17 protein-coding genes are annotated in these 16,577 nt (G+C 59.8%); 9 read left to right on the plus strand and 8 right to left on the minus strand.

Annotation, left to right across the window (positions count from 1 at the left end; all coding sequences use genetic code 11):
- The first annotated feature begins 64 nt into the window (after nt 1–64).
- The gene (locus tag FEU76_RS00385; RefSeq protein ID WP_096921485.1) at nt 65–958 is read left to right on the plus strand and encodes an AEC family transporter; all 894 of its coding nucleotides are present in this window, start codon (nt 65–67) and stop codon (nt 956–958) included.
- Nucleotides 959–995: 37 nt separating this feature from the next.
- On the opposite strand, the gene FEU76_RS00390 is transcribed toward FEU76_RS00385, so the two are convergent.
- A complete protein-coding gene (locus FEU76_RS00390; protein WP_096921484.1) occupies nt 996–1,379 on the minus strand; it encodes a hypothetical protein in 384 nt (127 codons plus the stop codon).
- 205 nt (nt 1,380–1,584) lie between these two features.
- Here FEU76_RS00390 and FEU76_RS00395 point away from each other — a divergent pair, with 205 nt between their 5' ends.
- Nucleotides 1,585–3,207 (plus strand): BCCT family transporter, encoded by a 1,623-nt coding sequence (locus FEU76_RS00395; RefSeq protein ID WP_144979484.1) that lies wholly within the window; start codon nt 1,585–1,587, stop codon nt 3,205–3,207.
- A gap of 47 nt (nt 3,208–3,254) precedes the next feature.
- On the plus strand, nt 3,255–3,401 hold the full coding sequence (locus tag FEU76_RS18520) for a hypothetical protein (protein WP_200885479.1): 147 nt from the start codon (nt 3,255–3,257) through the stop codon (nt 3,399–3,401).
- 38 nt (nt 3,402–3,439) lie between these two features.
- Here the strand turns inward: FEU76_RS18520 and FEU76_RS00400 are convergent, their stop codons facing one another.
- The 3 genes from FEU76_RS00400 to FEU76_RS00410 are packed head-to-tail and all read right to left on the minus strand — an operon-like array spanning nt 3,440 to nt 6,220.
- Nucleotides 3,440–4,681, minus strand: a complete 1,242-nt coding sequence (locus tag FEU76_RS00400; RefSeq protein ID WP_227407593.1) for a GGDEF domain-containing protein — start codon at nt 4,679–4,681, stop codon at nt 3,440–3,442.
- A gap of 20 nt (nt 4,682–4,701) precedes the next feature.
- Nucleotides 4,702–5,397: a substrate-binding periplasmic protein gene (locus FEU76_RS00405; protein WP_240525248.1), complete on the minus strand. Its 696-nt coding sequence runs from the start codon at nt 5,395–5,397 to the stop codon at nt 4,702–4,704.
- Between the two features lie 34 nt (nt 5,398–5,431).
- The gene (locus tag FEU76_RS00410) at nt 5,432–6,220 is read right to left on the minus strand and encodes a substrate-binding periplasmic protein (protein ID WP_260851282.1); all 789 of its coding nucleotides are present in this window, start codon (nt 6,218–6,220) and stop codon (nt 5,432–5,434) included.
- Nucleotides 6,221–6,382: 162 nt separating this feature from the next.
- Here FEU76_RS00410 and FEU76_RS00415 point away from each other — a divergent pair, with 162 nt between their 5' ends.
- The 3 genes from FEU76_RS00415 (at nt 6,383) to FEU76_RS00425 (ending at nt 8,491) form a co-directional block, all read left to right on the plus strand.
- Complete coding sequence (locus tag FEU76_RS00415) at nt 6,383–7,708, plus strand: MFS transporter (RefSeq protein WP_240525246.1); 1,326 nt, start codon at nt 6,383–6,385, stop codon at nt 7,706–7,708.
- A gap of 16 nt (nt 7,709–7,724) precedes the next feature.
- Entirely contained in the window at nt 7,725–8,240 is a 516-nt protein-coding gene (locus tag FEU76_RS00420) for a retropepsin-like aspartic protease family protein (protein WP_096921480.1), read from the plus strand.
- 71 nt (nt 8,241–8,311) lie between these two features.
- The gene (locus tag FEU76_RS00425) at nt 8,312–8,491 is read left to right on the plus strand and encodes a PLDc N-terminal domain-containing protein (protein WP_039181690.1); all 180 of its coding nucleotides are present in this window, start codon (nt 8,312–8,314) and stop codon (nt 8,489–8,491) included.
- Nucleotides 8,492–8,586: 95 nt separating this feature from the next.
- Here FEU76_RS00425 and FEU76_RS18665 read toward each other — a convergent pair whose 3' ends face one another.
- Nucleotides 8,587–8,718 carry a hypothetical protein gene (locus FEU76_RS18665; protein WP_016916118.1) on the minus strand — a complete coding sequence of 44 codons (132 nt, stop codon included), beginning with the start codon at nt 8,716–8,718 and terminating at the stop codon, nt 8,587–8,589.
- 227 nt (nt 8,719–8,945) lie between these two features.
- Between FEU76_RS18665 and FEU76_RS00430 the strand changes: the two genes are divergently transcribed.
- Both FEU76_RS00430 and FEU76_RS00435 read left to right on the plus strand, forming a co-directional pair.
- On the plus strand, nt 8,946–9,704 hold the full coding sequence (locus tag FEU76_RS00430; RefSeq protein WP_016916119.1) for a winged helix-turn-helix domain-containing protein: 759 nt from the start codon (nt 8,946–8,948) through the stop codon (nt 9,702–9,704).
- A gap of 17 nt (nt 9,705–9,721) precedes the next feature.
- Nucleotides 9,722–11,344 (plus strand): ATP-binding protein, encoded by a 1,623-nt coding sequence (locus FEU76_RS00435; protein WP_096921479.1) that lies wholly within the window; start codon nt 9,722–9,724, stop codon nt 11,342–11,344.
- Here the strand turns inward: FEU76_RS00435 and FEU76_RS00440 are convergent.
- The 3 genes from FEU76_RS00440 to hemB all read right to left on the minus strand — a co-directional run bounded on the left by FEU76_RS00440 (nt 11,316) and on the right by hemB (nt 15,723).
- The gene (locus FEU76_RS00440; protein ID WP_144979488.1) at nt 11,316–12,245 is read right to left on the minus strand and encodes a LysR family transcriptional regulator; all 930 of its coding nucleotides are present in this window, start codon (nt 12,243–12,245) and stop codon (nt 11,316–11,318) included. The genes FEU76_RS00435 and FEU76_RS00440 overlap by 29 nt on opposite strands.
- Before the next feature lie 144 nt (nt 12,246–12,389).
- The gene (gene ppk1, locus FEU76_RS00445; RefSeq protein ID WP_096921477.1) at nt 12,390–14,600 is read right to left on the minus strand and encodes a polyphosphate kinase 1; all 2,211 of its coding nucleotides are present in this window, start codon (nt 14,598–14,600) and stop codon (nt 12,390–12,392) included.
- Nucleotides 14,601–14,715: 115 nt separating this feature from the next.
- Nucleotides 14,716–15,723: a porphobilinogen synthase gene (gene hemB / locus FEU76_RS00450; RefSeq protein ID WP_016916124.1), complete on the minus strand. Its 1,008-nt coding sequence runs from the start codon at nt 15,721–15,723 to the stop codon at nt 14,716–14,718.
- 185 nt (nt 15,724–15,908) lie between these two features.
- Here hemB and elbB point away from each other — a divergent pair, with 185 nt between their 5' ends.
- Entirely contained in the window at nt 15,909–16,568 is a 660-nt protein-coding gene (gene elbB / locus FEU76_RS00455) for an isoprenoid biosynthesis glyoxalase ElbB (RefSeq protein WP_144979490.1), read from the plus strand.
- The last annotated feature ends 9 nt before the right edge of the window (nt 16,569–16,577 follow it).

The following is a 16,577-nucleotide window of genomic DNA, read 5'->3' on the forward strand; positions in this document are numbered from 1 at the left end:
AACAAGGACGACAGGACATGCATGCCACAACCCCAGCGGGCTCGCCGGTTCGGCAGGACCGCCCATGACCGGCCACATACTCGCCACGCTGCTGCCGGTGTTCCTCATTGCTGGCTGCGGCGCTGCCTACGGGCGCTACCGCAGCCCCGACATCGGCAGCCTGAATACCCTGAACATGGAGCTGTTCGTGCCGCTGCTGGTATTTGCCGTACTGGCAGACCGCCAAGCGCCGCTGGCCGACTATGCCTGGCTGGCAACGGCGGCAGCGGTGGTGGTGCTGGGTTCCGGCCTGGTGCTGTGGCCGGTGGCCAAGTGGCTCTCGCTGGACATCAAGGTCTTCCTGCCGCCCATGATGTTCAACAACTCCGGCAATATGGGAGTGCCGCTACTGGTGCTTGCCTTTGGGCCCGAGGCGCTGCCCGCTGCCGTGGTGGTGTTCATCATCGAAATGCTGCTGCATTTTTCGGTAGGGCTCTACATGCTGGACCCGCGCACGTCCCTGTGGCGGATGCTGCGCATGCCCATCGTGGCTGCCAGTGTGGCAGGGCTGCTGGTCAATGTGGGGGGAGTGGCACTGCCCAGTTGGCTGTTGGAAGCCATGCACATGTTGGGAGGTATCTGTATCCCGTTGATGCTGTTTGCCTTGGGGGTACGGCTGCTGGAGATCGATTTCAGCGACTGGCGCACAGGGTTGCTGGGTGCCGTGCTGTGCCCGCTGTCGGGGCTGGTGGTTGCCTTGCCCTTGATGTGGCTACTGCCGTTGAACTCGCTGCAGACCGCCGTGCTGCTGGTATTTGCAGTGCTGCCCCCGGCAGTGCTCAACTATCTGGTCGCGGAACAGTACAAGCTGGAACCACATAAGGTGGCTTCGCTGGTACTGATCGGTAATCTGGGCAGTCTGGTGGTCATGCCGCTGGCGCTGGCAGCGGCCTTTGCCTGGATACAAGCACCACCCTAATGAAGAGAATGAAGTGCTTACCAGATGGCGTGCCGACTCAGTGGCGCGGCTCGTCCTTCACTTCATAGCTGCCTTCCAGAACGTCCTGGTGTGGGCGATGGCCATGAGATGTCTGGTTTTGGGAAGAGGCATGACGTTGAGAGGCATAGCCACCACCGATATCCTGAGCCTGCTCGGCACGCATCTGTTCCATGCGCTTTTTCATCTTGTGGCGCACGAAGGGCATCATGGCCCAGCCGATCAGCAAAAATATCAGGCCCAGTACCATGCCGACGATCATCAGCGCCCCGAAGGCAAGCCAGGTCAGCAGCAGCTTGACGCTGCCCATGACGCCAGTGGGGCGTGACTGAGCAGCTCGGGCGCGCCACTGGTGCGCAGCTTGCCAGGCAGCATTACGTTGATCGCGATTCATCTGTGGCATATATGCCTCCATCGTTCGTTTGCCTTTATTGGAACATACCCCGGTAGGCAAGTTCACTCTTGCAATCTGCATTTGGCTGATTCGTAAATGAGTAAACGCTAATTGTGCGGTGTGAAGCGCCTGACATGCGACTTCCCACATTGAGTGTTAGGATTTATGCGAGCGCACAAAAGTGTTTACCAAGTTCATTAACCAGGGTGGTGATATGACGAACCATGGAGGTAAGTCGGTATTTGTCGCATCAGCGATCATTATTTTCGGCTTGGTCATTATTGGTGCAGCCTTTCCAGAGGCCTTTGGCAATGCCGCCGAAACGGCACTGACAACCATTACGGAACTGTTTGGCTGGTTTTATCTGTTTTCGGTGTTTGGCTTTGTGGTTTTTCTGGTCGGACTTGCCTTGAGCAAATACGGCAAAGTACGTCTTGGCCCGCAGGACAGTACACCCAGCTATAGCTTTTTTTCATGGATCAGCATGCTGCTGGCGGCCGGTTTTGGGGTAGGCCTGGTGTTCTACGGAATGGCCGAACCCATGTCGCATTACATCGAACCCCCTTACGGCGACGTTCCTGCAGAAAGCGAAGCCGCTGCCCGTTACGCCATTCAGTACAGCTATTTCAATTGGGGCATCCACCAGTGGGCGGCATTTTCGGTCGTGGGACTGATCATTGCCTACTTTCAGTTTCGCAAAGGCCAGGCGGGGTTGGTGTCGTCGGTTCTCTCTTCGGTTACCGCAAAACATCCACGAGTGCGCCCCTACGCGTCCTGGCTGGATGTGTTTGCGGTCGTCGCCACGGTCATGGGGGTCGCGACCTCGCTGGGGTTGGGCGTACTGCAGATGAACGGTGGCTTGAACGCCGTTTTTGGCTTGCCTGAGAACGGCTGGTGGCAGTTCGTGATCCTGCTGGTGATGTTCTGTGCCTACATGGCTTCTACCTGGTCAGGGCTGGATAAAGGCATCAAGCGGCTATCCAATCTCAACATGGTGCTGTGCATCGGCTTGATGGTCTATGTGCTGGTTACCGGGCCGACGGTCGCCATTCTGGAAACCATCACGCTGGGGATCGGGGATTATCTGCAGAATTTCATTGGCATGAGCCTGCGTATCTCTCCCTACAGCGACAACGAATGGGCCAGCAACTGGACGATCTTCTACTGGGCCTGGGTGATTGCCTGGTCTCCTTTCGTCGGCACCTTCGTGGCTCGGGTTTCCCGTGGGCGTACGATCAAGGAGTACGTGTTTGGCGTGCTGTTCGTCCCGCCTTTGCTGGCTTGCCTGTGGATCGGCGTATTTGGCGGCGCTGCGTTGAACATGGAACTCAACGGGGATGTGGGCCTGGCGGCGGCCACGGAAGCGAATATCACGGTGGCGCTGTTCGAGATGTTTGCCCTGATGCCGTTTTCCGGTGTGCTGTCGGTCATTGCCATGATGCTGATCTTCATTTTTCTGGTGACCTCGGCAGACTCGGCGTCGTATATCGTGGCGCAAATGACCGATAATGGTTCCATCAATCCGCCGTTGTACAAGCGGATTATCTGGGGCGTGCTGATCGCGGCGATTTGTCTGACGCTGATCGTGGCCGGCGGGCTCTCCGGGCTGCAGTCGGCAGCGGTGCTGTCGGCGCTACCGTTTACGTTCATTTTGTATATGATGGTAGTCGTCCTGGTGCGCGAGCTGCGTGCCGACCGCAAAGCCATGCTGACTCAGCTGTATCGGCGTCACGGGGAAACCCCGGTGGGGGCAGATGCCTTCGAGGCCGAACTGCTGGGTGAAGAGGAGCGGCTGCGTCGTGCGCCCAATGTGGTGAATCGGCGTATCAACAGCTAGTCAACAGCGTCAATCATAGAGGAAGCATCAATGGAGCAGGCGTGCTGATGGCCAGACAGGGACGTCACGGAGCCACGCGAAGGCAGCCCAAGGGGATGGCCTTCGACCGCTGGCTGGATCGCATCGTGACGGTGGCAGTGGTGACTGCGATGTTGGTGGGGCTTTCCGCCGTACTGGCGCACTGGCTGCTGTGACGAGCCCAGCGGTGTGGTGCCATTGCAAAAACGCCCGGCTAAGCCGGGCGTTTTTGCGTTTCGATGCGGTTTCGTCCGCGACGCTTGGCATGATAGAGCTGCTGGTCGGCGCTGCTCAGCAGGTCGTCATGACCCAAGGGGTGGTCGGGGGTGGTCGTGGCGATGCCCATGCTGGCGGTCAAGTGCGAATGCGTGGTGGAGTAGGCATGGGGGATCGCCAAGTCCAGGATTGCTTGACGCAGACAGCCGGCGATCTGCATGGCCTCTTCGGCCCCCAGGCCTGGTAGTACACAGACGAACTCTTCCCCGCCGTAACGGGCCAACAGGTCCCGGTGCGGGTTTATGCAGCCGTTGAGCGCTTCGGCCACGGCGCGCAAGGTATCGTCGCCCATGGCATGACCGTAGTGGTCGTTGAACTCCTTGAAGTTGTCGATATCGATGAATATGACAGACAAGGGCTGGTGCTGGCGCGCACAGCGCTGCCACTGCTTGGCCAGAAACATGTCGAAATGGCGGCGGTTGGCGACGCCGGTGAGGCCATCGTACTGTGACAACTGGTGAAGATGGTCGCGCTGCTCCAGCCCTGACTGGAATTCACGCAGCAAATGGTCGAGGCTCTCTACCAGGTGCCCCAGCTCATCGTTGCGGTGCCAGGCCAGGGTGGGTTTTGGCCACTGGCCGGGGCGAGTGGGGTCGGTATGGATGATGGCCGCATGTACCTTGAGCAGCGGGCGCGTGATGAAGAAGTGAAAGAAGACAATGACCAGGCTGCTCAATAGAAACGCTTCGATCATGCTTCTTCCCACGACGGAGTAGCCGCGTTCCAGAAACTGGCTGGCCAGATAGCTGTCATCCAGCGAGAGGACGATTTCACCGACGATGGCTTCCGGCGCTCCGCTGCCCATGTAGTAACTCAGCGGCATCGCATGATGAATGATATCGCCGAACAGCCGCTTGCCCAGCCAGCTGTCGGGCCGGGGGTCTTGCATGTCAAAGGCTGCCAGCGCGCGGCCGAAGTCGTCACGCACGGCCACCTGGGCAATGTCGTTGCCATTGAAGAGCCCATAGGCAATCTGGTGTGCCAAGTCCGGGTTGAGCTGAAACGCGGCCTCGGCAGCTGCTCCGTTGACGATGGCCAGCTGTTGCGAGGTACGCTGTTTGACCTCTTCACGCATCGTGCTGGCATGGCCCACCAGCTCCAGGCTGCCTGCAATGAGGCTGATCACCAGCGCAATCATCAGGGTCAGCAGCGCCTGCTTGAGAGTGAGTCGGCCACTCATGAAGGGTCTCTTGTCAACGCTCACGGCGCTGGCTCCTGTGTCGGCGCTGGGGGCGTGTCCAGATGGCGTTGCAGCAGGCGGGTGGTTTCAACACCCACGCTAGGGTGGCAAGCCAGGTACAGCGGGGCATAATAAAAGGTAAACAGGTGCTGTACTGCCAGATTCTGAGCGTTGGCCAGGTACTCGGCCGTGGCACGCCCGGTGACGATCACGTCCAGCAGTCCTGCGCCCAGGCGCGCCATGTTTTCACGTTCACTCGGGGCTCGTAGCACGGGCACACCCAGGCTCTCCACGTAATCGCCGACAGCGTCTTCCCGGAAGCTGCCCACCCGTTTGCCTTGCAGGTCCGCCAACTGAGTGGCGTCCAGCGGTACCGGCGGCGTGGCCAGACTGAAAGCCGACCACTCGTTGATGACCAATGGCCCCACCCAGAGGAACTGCTGCTCGCGTGCGGCGGTGCGCGTGGTGGAATACACGCAGTGATGGTCACGCAACTGGGCTTCGGTATAGGCGCGTGCCCAGGGCAGCAGGCGGAACTCGGCATCGATACCGGCGTGCATGAGCGCATTACGGAGTTGCTGAGTCGCCGAGCCGACCACGACGCCCTGATCGTTGTGATAATTGAACGGAGGGTACTCTTCCGTATTGATGGTCAGTGGTGGCAAGTGGGCAAACGCAGGGGAGCTCAGCCAACCGCACAGCCCCAGCATCACCATGCTGCTTCTCCAGAGGAGTCGTCGCCAACGCTGTCTAGCCATCATGGTATGCCTGTGTGACTGCCGAGTAAGCGTTCACCCGCTCCAGCGCCTGCTGCAACTGCGTTACCAACTGCGGGTCGGTGTCAGTGTTCAGGGCAAAGTATAGATAAGATTCGCTGAGTGTATATAAAGAAGTCACTACCTCGGCACGATAGCCTTCCTGTTCGGCGATCCAGCGAGCCACATCCTCGCTGTACGCCCATAGGTCGACCCGTTGGTGCAGCAACATGTGCAGTGCGCTGCGATTGTCGATGGCGGGGCGAATCAATCGTTCCGGGTAACCCGCCTCGATCAACGCCTGGGCGCCAATGTCTTCACGGATGACGGCCACGCTCAGGCCCTGCTGTATGGCGTCTTCCAGGGAAGTGACAGGGTGCAGGGCGCCTTCTGCCGCCAGCAGCACCACTCGGTCTCGGGCAATGGGGCCAACCCAGTGAAAACGTGGCTCTCGGGAAGGGGTGCGAGTGGTGGAGAAGAGCACGGTATTGGGGCGGTTCAAGGCAATTTCGTAGCCTCTTACCCAAGGAAAATAACGGATGGTGTCACGCTTGAGAGGGGTGCAGGTGTGCGCCAGCATGGCCTCGAGCAGGTCCACCGAAGTGCCCTTTATCTCGCCTGCCTGGAGATAGTTATAGGGGGGGTACTCTTCGGTAATGAACGTCAACCCGGCAAGCGAGGCAGGTGGCGCATCGGCAAACGCAGACAATGAAGCAAGGCAACTGCCCAGCCACACTGAGAGTACAGCTCCCCCTCGCTTGTTGATCAACTTGCCGAGTCCCATCCTGGTGTGTCCCTGTCATTATATAATCCAGCAAAGTTAGAGTAACTTGATAGCGCTGTCACCTCTATTCTGTTAACGCTTTTATGGCGGTATTGCATTTGGTGCTGCTAATCTTGAGCTTCTTTCCACGCGAGTACTTTTATGCTGCCCAGTGCTGCTCCAATGGCTAAAACGCCTTACGCTTCCCGCCGGGAAATTTTCGGCTGGGCAATGTTCGATTTTGCCAATCAAGCCTACACGTTATTAATTATTACCGTGGTTTTTGGCGAGCTGTTTACCACCGTCATTGTGGGTGACCGCAATGATGGCTATCGGCTGGCCAACTTTCTTTGGAGCCTTGCGCTGGCGATCAGTTATCTGATGGTAGTGGTTAGTGCTCCCTTGTGTGGCGCGATCATGGATTACCGTGCCGAGAAAAAACGCTTTCTGTTCTTCAGCTATCTGGCCACGGTGCTGACCACCGCCATGCTCTATTTCGTGGCGCCGGGCTACGTGGTGCTGGGGTTATTGCTGATCGTGCTGTCGAACTATGCCTACTCCATGGGGGAGTCGTTCATTGCTGCCTTTCTTCCCGAGCTGGGCCCACCGGATGCATTGGGGAGAATTTCCGGGTTTGGCTGGGCGTTAGGCTATGTGGGAGGACTGGTGGCTGCAGGTTTCACGCTGATGGTGCTGGGGGAGGCGACGGCGGATAATTTCGAGCGAATCCGCTGGGTGGGACCCTTCGCAGCCGGGTTCTTCCTGTTGGCGGCAATCCCTACGTTCCTGTGGCTGAAAGAGCGTGGCATACCGCAGCCCGCTGGCGTCCCTTACCGTCAGATTGCTCGGCAGCGGATCATGGGCACCTTTCATGAGCTGCGTTACTTCAAGGATTTGAGCATTTTTCTGGTGTCGCTGCTGTTCTCCATGGCCGGTGTTTACATCATCATCGCCTTTGCCTTCATTTACGGTGCACAGGTCATTGGCTGGGATGAGAGCATACGCAACATCATGTTCATCATCGTCCAGGTGACTGCGGCCACCGGGGCCATCGGTTTTGGCTTTTTGCAGGATCGCCTGGGTGCCAAACGCACTTATCAGATGACCCTTGGGCTATGGGTAGCCGCCATCGTCGCCATATGGGCCACGCCGGAACTCACGGCCTGGTTGAATGGCCGTTTCGGGCTGGAGTGGCAGGCGCAGCATCTCTTCCTGTGGGTAGGCTGCCTGGCGGGCTTGAGCCTGGGCTCCAGTCAGTCCGCCAGCCGCGCCCTGGTGGGGGTCTTTTCCCCGTTGCCCAAATCCGCCGAGTTCTTTGGCTTCTGGGGCCTGGCCAACAAGCTGGCAGGCGTCATGGGGATCGTCATGCTGGGTGTGTTGCAGGCTTTGATAGGCCTGCAGGCTTCCATTCTCCTGTGTGTGGTGCTGTTCATAACGGCTATGCTGATTTGTATGTTCGTGAATGAGCGCCGGGGTCGCGATGCTGCGACGGCCTGGAAAAGCTCCTGATGTCGCGAGGTAAAGCATGACGACAGCCAAGTCGCAGCGAGGCGGTATCGTCATGATGCTGCTGTTCTGGGTGCTGCTGATCGCCGTGGGCACCTGGTGGATACAGGGGGGGCTCGAGCAGATGCTTTACCCCAATGCCCAGATCATGAATACGTCGCCGGAGAATGGCCCTGTCACGCTCAAGCGCAACCGTGCCGGACATTTCGAAGCGCCTGGTGAGATCAACGGCGAAAGCGTCACGTTCTTGCTGGATACCGGCGCGACCTATGTGGCCGTGCCTGGGGAGCTGGCATCGCAGTTGGGCCTGGAGCCGGGGCGGCGCGCCTGGTTCAATACCGCCAATGGCCGGGTCGAAGGCAGCCTGACCCAGTTGGATGAAGTGGTGCTGGGCGGCATTCGCATGAGTAACGTGCAGGGCTCCATCAGCCCAGGCATGGAGCGAGATACCGTCCTGTTGGGCATGAGTTTTCTGAATCATCTGGCCATCGAGATTCGTGGTGGGGAAATGATTCTGCGTGTGCCAGAACCTTGAACCAAACTTGTGCGCTTGCCTAACATGTGCTTAGCTAAATGCTCACGGATGCAACCCACCAAGGAGAGATCATGGGTATTGAAGTCGGCGGTTTGTTAGGTTTGATTTGGCTCGTCATTGTCGTGTGGGCCATCGTCAAGGTCGCCAAGAGTTCGGCAGGCGGTCTTGCCAAGTTGCTATGGATTATCGTGCTGCTGATGTTCCCGCTGGTGGGCCTGATAGCCTGGTTCCTGCTGGGGCCCAAAGGGTAGCGTGCTCGACGGCTAGTACGACTGAAGGCAAGTATTGAAAAAGGCAGGCCCAATGGGCCTGCCTTTTTGCGATCAATGCGATGGACGCGCTCGAGTCAGCTGTTACTATCGCTGGGTGGGGCCTTGTAATGCCCCGGGATTTTCAACTTCTCACCGTTGGGCAGATCGCGCACTTGGGTGGGTACATAAACACGCTTGATCACACTTTTTGCCTTGCCATTTTCCATGGCGATATCCTCCTGCCACATTGTCGACAGTTGCGCCTTCACATTAGCGCTTGATGGTGGAAGAATCAAGCCACCCACGGAAACGTCAGGGAGATGGGTACTGAACGTTGATCAAAGGGCAGGCGTTACCTCGGTTTTAGGGTATCCTGAAAGCGGTCACAACCTGCGGTTGCAGAGGGGGTGTGCGGGTGACAACACAAACTGCCTAAGCGGAGTGAAGGAAAAGGATGGTGGATCACTTGGAACAGCAATTTCAAGCACTTGGGTCGCAGGAGGCGGTAACGCCCGACTACCCCGACCAGGATCATGTGCTGATTATTGAAGATGATCAGCGCTTGGCGGAGCTCACCCGTGACTACCTGGAAGCCAACGGCTTTCAAGTGACGATCGAGGCGGATGGTGCCAAGGGGGTAGATCGTATCCTGACGCTGCAGCCGGATCTGGTGATTCTGGATCTCATGCTGCCCGGTGAGGATGGCCTGGCCATCTGCCGCCGCGTGCGGCCCAATTTCGCCGGGCCGATCATGATGCTCACCGCGCGCACCGACGACCTGGATCAGGTGCTGGGGCTGGAAATGGGCGCCGATGACTACGTACCGAAGCCGGTACAGCCGAGGGTGCTGCTGGCCCGTATGCGTGCCCTGTTGCGACGTGCCGACGGCCCTGCTCCCGATGGTGAAATGCGCCTGAAGTTCGAGAACCTGGAAATCGACAATGCCACCCGCGAGGCCTGGCTGGCAGGTGATCGGATCGATCTGACCAGCGCCGAGTTCGACCTCTTGTGGTTGTTGGCACGTAATGCTGGGCGGGTACTGACGCGTGAAGAGATTTTCAGCGACCTGCGCGGCATCAAGTACGATGGTCAGGATCGCTCGATCGACGTGCGGGTCTCCCGTATCCGACCCAAGATTGGCGATGACCCCAATCAGCCTCACCGGATCAAGACGGTGCGTAGCAAGGGCTATCTGTTCGTCAAGGACAGCTAACCAGGAGAGGTCGCCCAATGCGGCGAGTGCTGAGTCACGGCTCGTTCTTACGTTTTTATCTGCTGCTCGGGCTGGCGCTGTGCGTGGTGTTCCTGATTGCACTGGGGGGACGCTCGTTCATCGAGCAAGTGCGTCGGGAAGATTACCGAGAACAGCTGGCTGCGTTGCCCATGTCGATGATGACTCAGCGCCTGGCCAGCGTGGCAGAGGACGAGCGGGAAGCGCTATTGGGTGAGCTTGCCGAACGGCTTGGCATGCAGTTGGCGCTGCGTCGCATGGCGGATACGCCGCTGGGCTACTTCGAGCGCACACGTATCGAGCGAGGCAACGTGCTGGTGGAGGAGCCCCCCTGGCAGCTGCGCCAGCGCCTGCCAGGTTCGTCACGCCAGCACGAGGCATGGGTGCTGGAGGCGAATTTTGCCGCTTGGGGCGAGCGCCAGTGGCAGGGGACCTTGGTAGCGCTGGGCGAGTGGCTGGCAGATATGCCACCCTCAGAGCGTACCCAGGCGCTGGGGCACTTGCGTTCTGGTAGCTGGCCATTGACGCTGCTGAGCGCACCACCAGAAGACCTGACCGCCGAACAGCGCTTTCAGATGACACTGGGGGGTGTCATCACTCGGCTGATGTCCGACAAGCTCGCCATCACGCTGGTCTACCAGCTCCCCGTCCCGCCGGGTGACACGCCCCAGTGGCTACAGGCAGGCCCCGTCACGCGGGGCGATACGCTGCCGCTCAACTTGCACCTCCCCTTGCTGGTCGGCCTGATGGCCGTGCTCAGCCTGATCGTTTATCTGATCATGCGCAGTATCGAATCACGCATGGCGCGACTGGAGCTGGCGGCAACCCGCATCGCCAGTGGCCGCCTGGAAACCCGTGTAAAAGTGGAAAGCGGTGATTTTCTCGGCCGTGTCGGCATGGCTTTCAACGGTATGGCCAATCAGGTGCAGAGCTTGCTCCGTGGCCAGCAGGAGATGATCCGCGCGGTCTCCCATGAGCTGCGTACCCCGGTGGCGCGTATCCGCTTTGCTGTGCAGATGGTGGAAGACATGACCGACCAGCCAGCCATTCAGAGGCAGCTGCAGGGTATCGATGCCGATATCGCCGAGCTGGACGAACTGGTCGATGAGATTCTGACCTATGCCCGGTTGGGGGGAGACACCCTGCACGGTGCCGAGCTTGAAATGAGTCTGGTCGACTGCCGTGCCATGGCCAACCGGGTCATCGATACCCTGGCCCCGCTGCACGCAGGCCTCACGCTTGAGCTCGACCCTGGCCCAGACATCGAACTGCTGGCCGAGCCTCGCTATCTTCAACGGGCGCTACAGAATCTGGTCGGCAATGCCTGTCGTTACAGCAAATCACAGGTGATCATTCGGCTCTGGGATGAACCCCACCTCGTGCGCATCGACGTGGAAGACGATGGGCCGGGCATACCGCCGGAAGCTCGTGCCGATATCTTCAAGCCGTTTGCCCGGCTGGACGATAGCCGAGCCCGCAGCTCGGGCGGGTATGGCCTGGGGTTGTCCATCGTGCAGAAAATCATGAGTGGCCATGGCGGCAGCGTCACCGTGGACAGCAGCCCAGCGCTGGGCGGCGCCCGCTTTACCCTGCTCATTCCTCGTCGCGATTCGCCGGCCTGATCCCGGAGAGTACCGCAAAGGAAGTCTCCTGAGCCGTGCGTAAAAAGTCCTGCATCCACGGCGCCTCCATGGTCTCTTCACGAATGGCCGCGTACAGCGTGCTCCAGATACCCTGTTCGCCCAGCTTGATGGCACTGACGTAGTGGCGCTCCAGATACTCGGTCAAGGCCCAGTTGGGCAGCGCGCAAACCCCACGGCCGCTGGCCACCAGCTGCATCATCATGATGGTCAATTCGGCCGTACGAATCTCCTTGGGGCGCACATTGGCGGGCGTCAGAAATTGGGTGAAGACGTCCAGTCGTGACTGCTCCACCGGGTAGGTGATCAACGTCTCTTCGGCCAGAGCGGCGGGCAGAACATAGGCACTGCCCGCCAGGCGATGCTGTCGGGCTACGGCCAACAACCCCTCGTAACGAAACAATGGCTCGTAGTGCACCCCTTCCAGCGGCTGAGGATCGGCGGTGATGACCAGGTCCAGCTGTTCGCGGGCCAGGGCAGGTAGCGGGTCGAAATGGTGGCCGCTGGGAATGTCGATTTCCACCTCCGGCCAGTGATCACGAAAATAGTCTACGGTGGGCATCAGCCACTGAAAGCAGCTGTGGCATTCGATGGCCATGTGCAGGCGTCCCTGCTCGGTGCCTGCCAAGCGCGCCAGGTCTCGCTCGGCCTTGCGTACTTCGGGCAAAATGTCATCGGCCAGCGCCAACAGGCGCAAACCGGCGCGGGTAAATTCCACGGGGCGCGTCTTGCGCACGAACAGCGCGCTATCGATACGGCCTTCCAGGTCTTTCAACTGGTGGGAAAGCGCCGACTGGGTGAGGTGCACGCGCTCGGCGGCTTCCACCAGCGACCCCGTTTCCCTCAGTGCCAGCAGCGTGCGCAAATGGCGTAGCTCAATCATGGTGAGTATCTGTCATAGGTAATGAAACAGCTTGGCTGTTATTCAGCGTCACATATGACAGTGTCGCATACCCTCGAACATTCCCCTATCCAGACGCCCCCTGAGTTTCCAACGGTGGCGGCCACTCAGGGTGCTTGGGCGTCGTCAGCTCTTCGTGGCGTAAGCGTAGAGCAGCGTTTCCTGGGCGCTGATGGCATCGCCGTGGCCAGGGTCCTGGAGCTGGTAGCTGCCATCGCTCTGCAGTAGCCAGCTCTGGCAGTTATCGACTAGGTAGGTCTCCAGGTCCTTGCGCACCCGGGTGGCGAGCTTCTTGTCCAGCAACGGGAAGCAGGTTTCCACGCGGTGGAACATGTTGCGCGACATGAAGTCGGCGCTGGAGCACCAGATTTCCGGTTTGCCGTCGTTATGGAAGTGAAAGACTCGGGTATGTTCCAGAAAGCGGCCAATGATCGAGCGCACGCGAATGTTGTCCGACACGCCCGGCACGCCGGGTTTCAGGCAGCACATGCCGCGAATGATCAGGTCGCACTCCACGCCCGCCTGAGAGGCTCGGTAAAGCGCCTTGATCAGCTTGGGCTCGGTCAGCGAGTTGCACTTGATGATGATATGGCCACGTTTGCCCTTGCGGGCGACCTGGGCTTCCCGGTCGATCATTTCCACCAGCCGCTCGTGCAGCGTGAACGGTGCGTGCAGCAGCGTATCGATCTTGCGCGCGCGGCCCATGCCCGAGAGCTGCTGGAAGACCTTGTGCACGTCGGCACACAGCGCCTTGTTGGCGGTCAGCAGGCTGTAGTCGGTATACAGCTTGGCGGTCTTGGCGTGGTAGTTGCCCGTGCCCAGGTGCGCATAGTGACGCAGCTCGCCGCGCTCACGGCGGACGATATGCAGCATTTTGGCGTGGGTCTTGTAGGCCATGATGCCGTAGATGACGATGGCCCCGGCTTCCTGCAGGCGCGAGGCGAGCTGCAGGTTGTCTGCTTCGTCGAAGCGTGCCCGTAGCTCGATGACCACGGTGACCTCTTTGCCCTGGCTGGCGGCTTCTACCAGCGCGCTGACGATGGAGGAGTCGGCCCCGGTGCGGTAGAGCGTCTGCTTGATCGCCAGTACGTCCGGGTCGCGTGCGGCTTCGCGCAGCAGGTCTTCGATGGGGGAGAAGGCCTGGAAGGGGTGGTGCAGCAGAATGTCGCTTTTGGCAATGGCGCTGAACAGGCTGCCGCCCTTCAAGCCCTTGGGCACGCTGGGGGTAAACGGGCGATAGAGCAGCTCGGGTCGGTCCACGTCGCCCAGCACGGCCAGCATGCGGGTCAGGTTCACCGGGCCCTGCACACGATACAGGTCGTCGTTGTCCAGCTCGAACTGGCGCAGCAGGAAGTTGATGAGGTCGTCCGGGCAGTTATCGGCGACCTCCAGGCGTACGCCGCTGCCATAGCGGCGTGCCAGCAGCTCTCCGCGTAACGCCGATGCCAGGTCGGAGACCTCTTCGGGGTCGACGCTCATGTCCGCATTGCGGGTCAGGCGGAACTGGTAGCAGCCGCGCACGCGCATGCCAGGGAACAGCTCCTCGGCATGGGCATGGATGAGCGAAGACAAAAAGACGTATTCGGTGTAGCCCTCTGCACACAGCTCCTTGGGCAAGGCCATCAAGCGAGGCAGCGAGCGCGGTGCGGGCAGAATCGCCATGCCGCCAGCCCGGCCAAAGGCATCTTTGCCCTCCAGCTCGACGATGAAGTTGAGGCTTTTATTGACAAGTCGCGGGAACGGATGCGAGGGGTCCAGGCCGATGGGACTGATGACCGGCATGATCTCGTTATCGAAAAACTCACGCGCCCAGGCCTTTTGCGCCTCGTTCCACTGGTCGCGACGACGAAAGCGCAGCCCCTGAGCCTCCAAGGCGGGCAGCAGGGTGTCGTTGAGAATCGTGTACTGGCGGGCGATTTGCTGATGGGCAATGGTTGAGATTTCTGCCAGCACGGCTTTGGGCAAACGGCCATCTGCCGCGGTGGTGTCATCGCCCAGCGCCATTTGATGTTTGAGCCCTGCGACCCTGATTTCGAAGAATTCGTCCATGTTGGACGAGAAGATCAGCAGGAACATAAGGCGGTTCAGCAGCGGGTGCGCATCGTCCAGCGCCTGCTCCAGCACGCGAATATTGAACTGCAGGTGCGAAAGCTCTCGATTGAAGTAGAGCTGTGGGTCATCCAGGTTGGCTTCCGGGAGTACTTCACGGGCCTGTACTCCTGTCGGTGTACGGTTGACCCGTAAAGGCAGTACCTCGGTACTGTCGCTAACGAAAGTCTCGTTACCGGGCACTGCACTGCTGACATCGGTGTTGGAATCGGCTGAATTGTCTTCCATGCTGGCCCCCTGCGGTAATGGCGCTTGCCCATGCTGCTTGTTATAACGCGAATTGCGTCAAGTATGCAGGGGGAAGATGACAAACAGGTGTCACCGATTTGTCATCTTGATGGCGTCAGCGCTGCAAAAGACGCGCCGCTTCCAACGCGAAGTAGGTCAATATGCCGTCGGCACCTGCCCGTTTGAAACACATCAGCGATTCGAGAATCACCGGCTCTGCGGCCAGCCAGCCGTTGTCGAAAGCCGCGCGGTGCATGGCGTACTCACCGCTCACCTGATAGGCGAAGGTCGGCACCTGCAGCTCGCTTTTGACACGCCGCACCACGTCAAGGTAAGGCATGCCTGGCTTGACCATCACCATGTCGGCGCCTTCGGCGATGTCCAGCGCCACTTCGTGCAGTGCTTCGTCGCTGTTGGCGGGGTCCATCTGATAGGTGCGTTTGTCGGCCTTGCCCAGGTTGGCGGCGGAGCCGACGGCATCCCGGAAGGGGCCGTAGTAGTTCGACGCGTACTTGGCGCTGTACGCCATGATGCGCACGTTGTGCAGCTGCTCCTGCTCCAGTACCTGGCGAATCGCACCAATCCGGCCATCCATCATGTCGGAGGGGGCCACGACGTCGGCGCCGGCTTCCGCATGAGAAAGAGCCTGCTTGAGCAGCGTGTCCACCGTACGGTCGTTTTGCACGTAGCCTTGAGCATCGAGAATGCCGTCCTGACCGTGGCTGGTGTAGGGGTCCAGGGCCACATCGGTGATGATGCCAAGCTCTGGCACGGCTTCCTTGAGGGCACGCACGGTGCGCTGTACCAGGCCACTGGCGTTGTAGGCCTCTTCGGCCAGCTCGCTTTTTTGCTCGGCGCCGATCACCGGAAACAGTGCCAGGGCCGGTATGCCCAGGGCATGGGCCTCCTTGGCTTGCTCGATCAGCAGGTCGATGGACAGACGCTCCACGCCGGGCATGGAGGCCACCGCTTCACGCTGATTTTCGCCTTCCAGCACGAACACCGGCAGAATCAGGTCGTTGGGCGTCAGGGTCGACTCCTGCATCAAGCGGCGTGAGAAGTCGTCCCGGCGCATGCGGCGCATTCGGGTGGCGGGGAAGTGGCGCGGGCTTGAGGTGTTCAACGGCTCTCTCCAGGCAGTCTCGAAAAGGGTGCCCCACGAGCATTGGCCAACAGCGCGGTCAACTCTCTGGGCGTGGGTTGAGTATATCAGTCATGCCATGCAGCGAAAGCCGCCTTGTGGCCGCAGGGCAGACTGACTAAAGTGAGTCACTCAGCCATTCGCATGGCTTCGACAAGGAGAGAGGTATGACCAAGCAGGTAGCGGTGGTATTAGCCGGCTGTGGCGTGTTCGACGGTTCGGAAATCTACGAAACGACCCTGACACTGCTGCGTCTAGATCAGTTGGGCATCGGGTATCGCTGCTTTGCACCCGATGTAGAGCAGCACCATGTCATCAACCACCTGGATCAGACGCCGGTGGAGGGTGAGCGACGCAATGTGCTGCAGGAGTCGGCCCGTCTGGCGCGTGGCGAGATCAGTCCGATCACCGAGCTGGTGTCCGATGACTTCGATGCGGTGATCGTGCCTGGCGGCTTTGGCGTTGCCAAGAACCTGTCCGACTTTGCCATGCAAGGCGACGAGATGCAGGTGCTGGAAAGCGTCAAGGAGGCGCTGGCAGGGTTCAAGGAAGACGCCAAACCGATTGGCTTGATGTGCATTGCCCCGGTCATGGTGCCACGGCTGCTGGGGGATGGCATTGCCGTGACGGTAGGGCATGACCCCGGTGTGGCGGGTGCGATCAGCGCCATGGGGGGGCTGCACCGTAGCTGCGGCGTAGAAGAGATCGTCGTGGATCTCGAACATCGCGTGGTCACCACGCCTGCCTATATGCTGGCAACGCATATCAGTGAAGCCGCCACGGGCATCTTCAAGCTGGTGGACCGTATCGATGAAATGATGGGCTAGGCTGGCTGG

This window comes from Halomonas sp. C22, assembly GCF_007655045.1.
Classification (GTDB): Bacteria; Pseudomonadota; Gammaproteobacteria; order Pseudomonadales; family Halomonadaceae; genus Vreelandella; species Vreelandella hamiltonii.